At 59.7% G+C, this 4,030-nt stretch carries 5 protein-coding genes; 3 read left to right on the top strand and 2 right to left on the bottom strand.

The features are described 5' to 3' along the window. Window positions 1-777: 777 nt before the first annotated feature. Together AC1D0Z_RS17140 and AC1D0Z_RS17135 are read right to left on the bottom strand one after the other, a co-directional pair. Window positions 778-981, bottom strand: a complete 204-nt coding sequence (locus AC1D0Z_RS17140; RefSeq protein WP_477659423.1) for a TOBE domain-containing protein — start codon at window positions 979-981, stop codon at window positions 778-780. A 126-nt stretch (window positions 982-1,107) separates the two neighbouring features. After that, entirely contained in the window at window positions 1,108-2,142 is a 1,035-nt protein-coding gene (locus AC1D0Z_RS17135) for an NAD-dependent epimerase/dehydratase family protein (protein WP_477659422.1), read from the bottom strand. Between the two features lie 93 nt (window positions 2,143-2,235). Between AC1D0Z_RS17135 and AC1D0Z_RS17130 the strand changes: the two genes are divergently transcribed. The 3 genes from AC1D0Z_RS17130 to AC1D0Z_RS17120 all read left to right on the top strand — a co-directional run. Continuing rightward, the gene (locus AC1D0Z_RS17130; protein ID WP_477659421.1) at window positions 2,236-3,123 is read left to right on the top strand and encodes a LysR family transcriptional regulator; all 888 of its coding nucleotides are present in this window, start codon (window positions 2,236-2,238) and stop codon (window positions 3,121-3,123) included. A 42-nt stretch (window positions 3,124-3,165) separates the two neighbouring features. Then, window positions 3,166-3,651, top strand: coding sequence for a low molecular weight protein tyrosine phosphatase family protein (locus AC1D0Z_RS17125; protein ID WP_477659420.1), 486 nt, complete (start codon window positions 3,166-3,168; stop codon window positions 3,649-3,651). Between the two features lie 6 nt (window positions 3,652-3,657). Continuing rightward, the coding region (locus AC1D0Z_RS17120) for a T6SS immunity protein Tdi1 domain-containing protein (RefSeq protein WP_477659419.1) at window positions 3,658-4,030 on the top strand (373 nt) is incomplete at its 3' end.

Here is a 4,030-nt window from a genome sequence, read left to right as displayed (position 1 = left end):
GTTACAAACGTCCCAACATGCTGGATATGTGGCGCTACGGCAGATTCTGCCGAGCACATGGTCAAGGCGTCAGACGTTCGCGCAATCTTCCCAGGGCTAAATCAACGAGCACCGGCCTTCAGGCATTCGAAACATCTGAAGAACGAACCCGTGCGAGGCGCGCAGGCACCGGTCCTGAAGTTCAAACCCTCCCTGTGCCAGCATTGCAATAACGCGCGAAGCCAGCCTTGGGACAAAGCATGGGAGGCGTTGGAAAAAGGAGTTCGAGAGGCGAAACCACGGCTCCGCACGAGAGACCGAATTCCACTTGGACGGATATTTGCCGTGAATCGGCACGATTCAATGCTCCACGTCCACCAATTTCTCACCAAATTGCTTGGGTGCATCGCTGTTGAACACGATATTCCTCTGCCTGTGGCTTCTTTCGCGCACCACCTGCGGTCGGGGAGTGCTGAACCGACTCTGCGCATCGTCTTCGTGCACATACCACCAGGCAGCACGAGGATAAAAATCCAGGTGGGACACGTGGATGCAAAAACCGACAAGAACACTGGCGAAGTCGCGACGGCAGTATGGCACTACATTGTGGGATCACTTGGTGTAGCAGTCTCTTATGCTCGGCCAGGGCTTTCGCAGCTTCGCTTTACCTCAAATCTTGGTTGGCATCCTGATGACGTAAGTCGCACTTGGATACTTCGTTGAATCCCAATCCAGACAATCAGAGCCGTCTAGCTCTGACGTTGCCCTCCACAAACACCCTGGCCTTGCGCGGCGTCATCACCAGCATGTCGCCTTCGTGCAAACCCATGTCGGCAAATGCTGCGAGGTCATCTGGGCTTCGATGATCGAATCGCCCGAGACATTGCCCTTTTGCTCGTGGCCTTCGGCGGGAATCAGTTCCAGCCGCGCGATCGGGCCGATCACGATGGCGCGCTCCAGGTGGGCGATGATGCCTTCGGCCCCCGGCGCATAACGCTGCATATCCAGGTCGTGCGTGCCAGGTCGGCGCTGAGGTTTGGCGCGAGCCAGTAGCCGGGGCGCATCCCCAAGTCGACCTCGCCCAGCTGGAAGCGTCTGACGACATCAAAAGGCCGAGCTTGACTTGCTTCAGCCAGAGCGGACACTTCCATCGTTGAAATCCCGGCCATGCGCACCAAGGCTACCCAGCCCTTGCAGGGCTTCTTCCACAGCAATGTCCATCGGCGTGTGCGGCTCCGCACCGAGCGCCGCGACCAGGGAGGCATTGTCCAGGCGTACCGGCGTGTTCCAGAGGTAGCGCATCTGACGCAGCTCGCGCAAAGTCTCCACAAAGGGCGCGGCCAGCGTCACCGCCCACCAGGGAAAAGATTTGATTGACGGCTGAGGGCCACCGTGCCGTGCGACGACACGGCAGATCGCCTCAGCCAGCTGGCGGCCGTCGGCATCCCACTGGCCATTCATGTGGAACGTTGCAAACGCAGGCAGAACGTCACGCCGGCCCAGCAAGGCGACCATGGTGCGAGCGACATCCGGCAAATAGGCCCATTGGTGACCGACACCAGGCTTGCCAGGGAGCTTCACACTGCGCACCGGAGCGCCCGGCTGAACCAGGCCTTGGGAGAACCAGCTGTTACCGGCACTCGGCCCGAAAAAGTCCCCCGCACGCACGATGATCACCCGGCAGCTGCCTTGACCACCGTCGGTGGTCGCGTCCTTGAGCTGCTGCTCGAGCTGCACGCGAATCGCACCTTTGGCCGTTTGCGGGTGTTGCGGTGAATCCTCCCGGAGGCTCGGAAATGCGTCTGGTCCGTAGTTGTAGACCGTACCGGGCAACACGATGGTCGCGCCCTGCGCCCGGGCGGCCGCAATCGTGTTGTCCAGCATGGGCAGCACCAGCTCGCCCCAGCGGCGATAGCCGGGCGGATTGACTGCGTGCACTATCACGCCGCAGCCTTGGGCTGCCGTCATGACGTCACCGGGGTTCATCGCATCGCCACGCAGCCAGGTGATGCCGCCACGTTGCTCGCCCGGCCGCGGCTCGCCACGGCGAAGCGCGCGAACCAGCCAGCCTGCCGCTACCAGTTGCCGTGCGACTTCACCGCCGATGCCACCGGTAGCACCCAGGACCAGTGCCGTGTTTGATGTGTCTTGTTTGTTGCTCATGTCAATCCCCAGAAAGTTGCTATGGGGAAATTCTGGGACCTGAGGCATCAAAATGGAATTGACTAAAGCAGGGCAACGGCTATACATTTTTGTATGGAAGAAGATGCTGGCTGGGAGCTTTACCGCTCGTTTTTAGGGGTGCTGCGCGAGGGTTCGCTCTCAGGTGCGGCACGGTCTTTGGGCGTGGCACAGCCGACGGTCGGGCGCCATGTCGCCTCTCTTGAAAAGTCGCTCGGCCTGGCGCTGTTCACGCGCTCACAAACCGGGTTTGCGCCGACCGAAGCCGCGCTGGGGCTCCAGCCCTTCGCCGAAGAAATGGCCAGCGCCGCAGCCGCGTTGCGCCGCGCCGCCGAGAGCCAGGGTGACGGTGTGCGCGGCACGGTGCGGGTCACGGCGAGCGAAGTCATCGGCGTCGAAGTGCTGCCGCCCATCGTCGCGCAACTGCAGCGCGCACACCCGGGCCTGACCATCGAACTGGTGCTGACCAACCGCGTGCAGGACCTGCTGCAACGCGAAGCCGACATTGCCGTGCGCATGACCCAGCCCAAGCAGGACCTGTTGATCGCCCGAAGCGTGGGTGAAGTGGAGCTGGGTCTCTACGCGCGCCGCGATTACCTGGACGCGCGCGGGACGCCGCAATCATCAACGGACCTGGCGCAGCATGCGCTGATTGGGTTTGACGAAGAGACACCCTTCCTGCGTTCGGCGCGCAAAGCCTTGCCCGCATGGAAGCGGGCGGCGTTTTCCACGCGTACCGACAGCGACCTCGCGCAACTGGCACTGATACGTGCCGGCGCCGGCATTGGCGTGTGCCAGTCAGCGCTGGCGGCGCGTGACCCCGCCCTGGTGCGGGTTCTGCCTGGCGAGTTGTCCTTCAAACTCGAAACCTGGCTGACCATGCACGAAGACCTGCGCCACAGCCCGCGTTGCCGCGTCACCTTCGACGCATTGGTCGAAGGTTTGCAGCGGCATATTGGTTGAAGCCGGATAAATCAGCTCTCCCAAAACAAGCATGAAGTACATATGACGACCAAAGATGATTTTCCCAGAGAGAAATGCTGGAAAGACCTGTACATCCGGTCAAAGAAGGTTGCGCGTGCAGAACAACTGGGCCTCGATTACCCTCGCACGACTGCAAAGCAACTTGTGCAGAAGGAAGAAACCGCCCGCAGCACTGAACGCGTGAAGGTCCTGTTCGTTTGCAGCCGTAATCAATGGCGAAGCCCAACGGCCGAACAACTCTGGCGCAAGCACCCGCAGCTGCTAACCCGTTCGGGAGGGACCAGTCCCAATGCGCGCCATACCGTTTCAGTCGATGACATCCGTTGGGCTGACGTGGTTCTCGTCATGGAAGAAAAACACAAGTCAAGGTTGACCGCGGACTTCACGAGACTGCTTGAAGGCAAGCCTGTGCATGTTCTTGATATCCCTGACGACTACAAGTTCATGGACAAGGAACTGATAGAAATGCTCGAGCAATGTGTTCCAAGCATCCTTGGCATCGAGTGAAAAACTATGGATCTACTCGATGAGATCAACGAGTCCTGGTGCTGGGTTGGTCTCGATCCACTACAGCTTGTCGCCGAAAATGACTTTGGCAATCTACTAATAAAAGATCGTTCAGGTCGCTACTGGCGCCTATGCCCCGAGGACTGTTATTGCGAAATCGTAGCCTGGGATGAAGCTTCTTACGACGCGCTCGTCAATGATCCGGAGTTCAAGGAAGACTGGTTGATGGCAGCGCTGGTCAGGGTTGCGAATGAAAAGCATGGCCCTCTCGCTGTCGGGCGTAAATACTGTCTGGTGGTGCCTGGAATTCTGGGTGGGGCTTACGACATTTCCAATATCAAAACTGCCCCATTGTCCGAGATTGTGAGATGGTCCGGTG

The sequence above is a fragment of the Polaromonas sp. P1_E3 genome (genome assembly GCF_056405935.1).
The sequence above is the reverse complement of the archived record's forward strand: the minus strand, read 5'-3'. Positions and strand labels throughout refer to the sequence as shown.

Bases quoted from the DNA above. Each gene is read 5' to 3' on its own strand.
- AC1D0Z_RS17140 (WP_477659423.1), bottom strand. From the start codon at position 981: ATGCAGCGTTATGCGCCGGGGGCCGAAGGCATCATCGCCCACCTGGAG.
- AC1D0Z_RS17135 (WP_477659422.1), bottom strand. From the start codon at position 2,142: ATGAGCAACAAACAAGACACATCAAACACGGCACTGGTCCTGGGTGCT.
- AC1D0Z_RS17130 (WP_477659421.1), top strand. From the start codon at position 2,236: ATGGAAGAAGATGCTGGCTGGGAGCTTTACCGCTCGTTTTTAGGGGTG.
- AC1D0Z_RS17125 (WP_477659420.1), top strand. From the start codon at position 3,166: ATGACGACCAAAGATGATTTTCCCAGAGAGAAATGCTGGAAAGACCTG.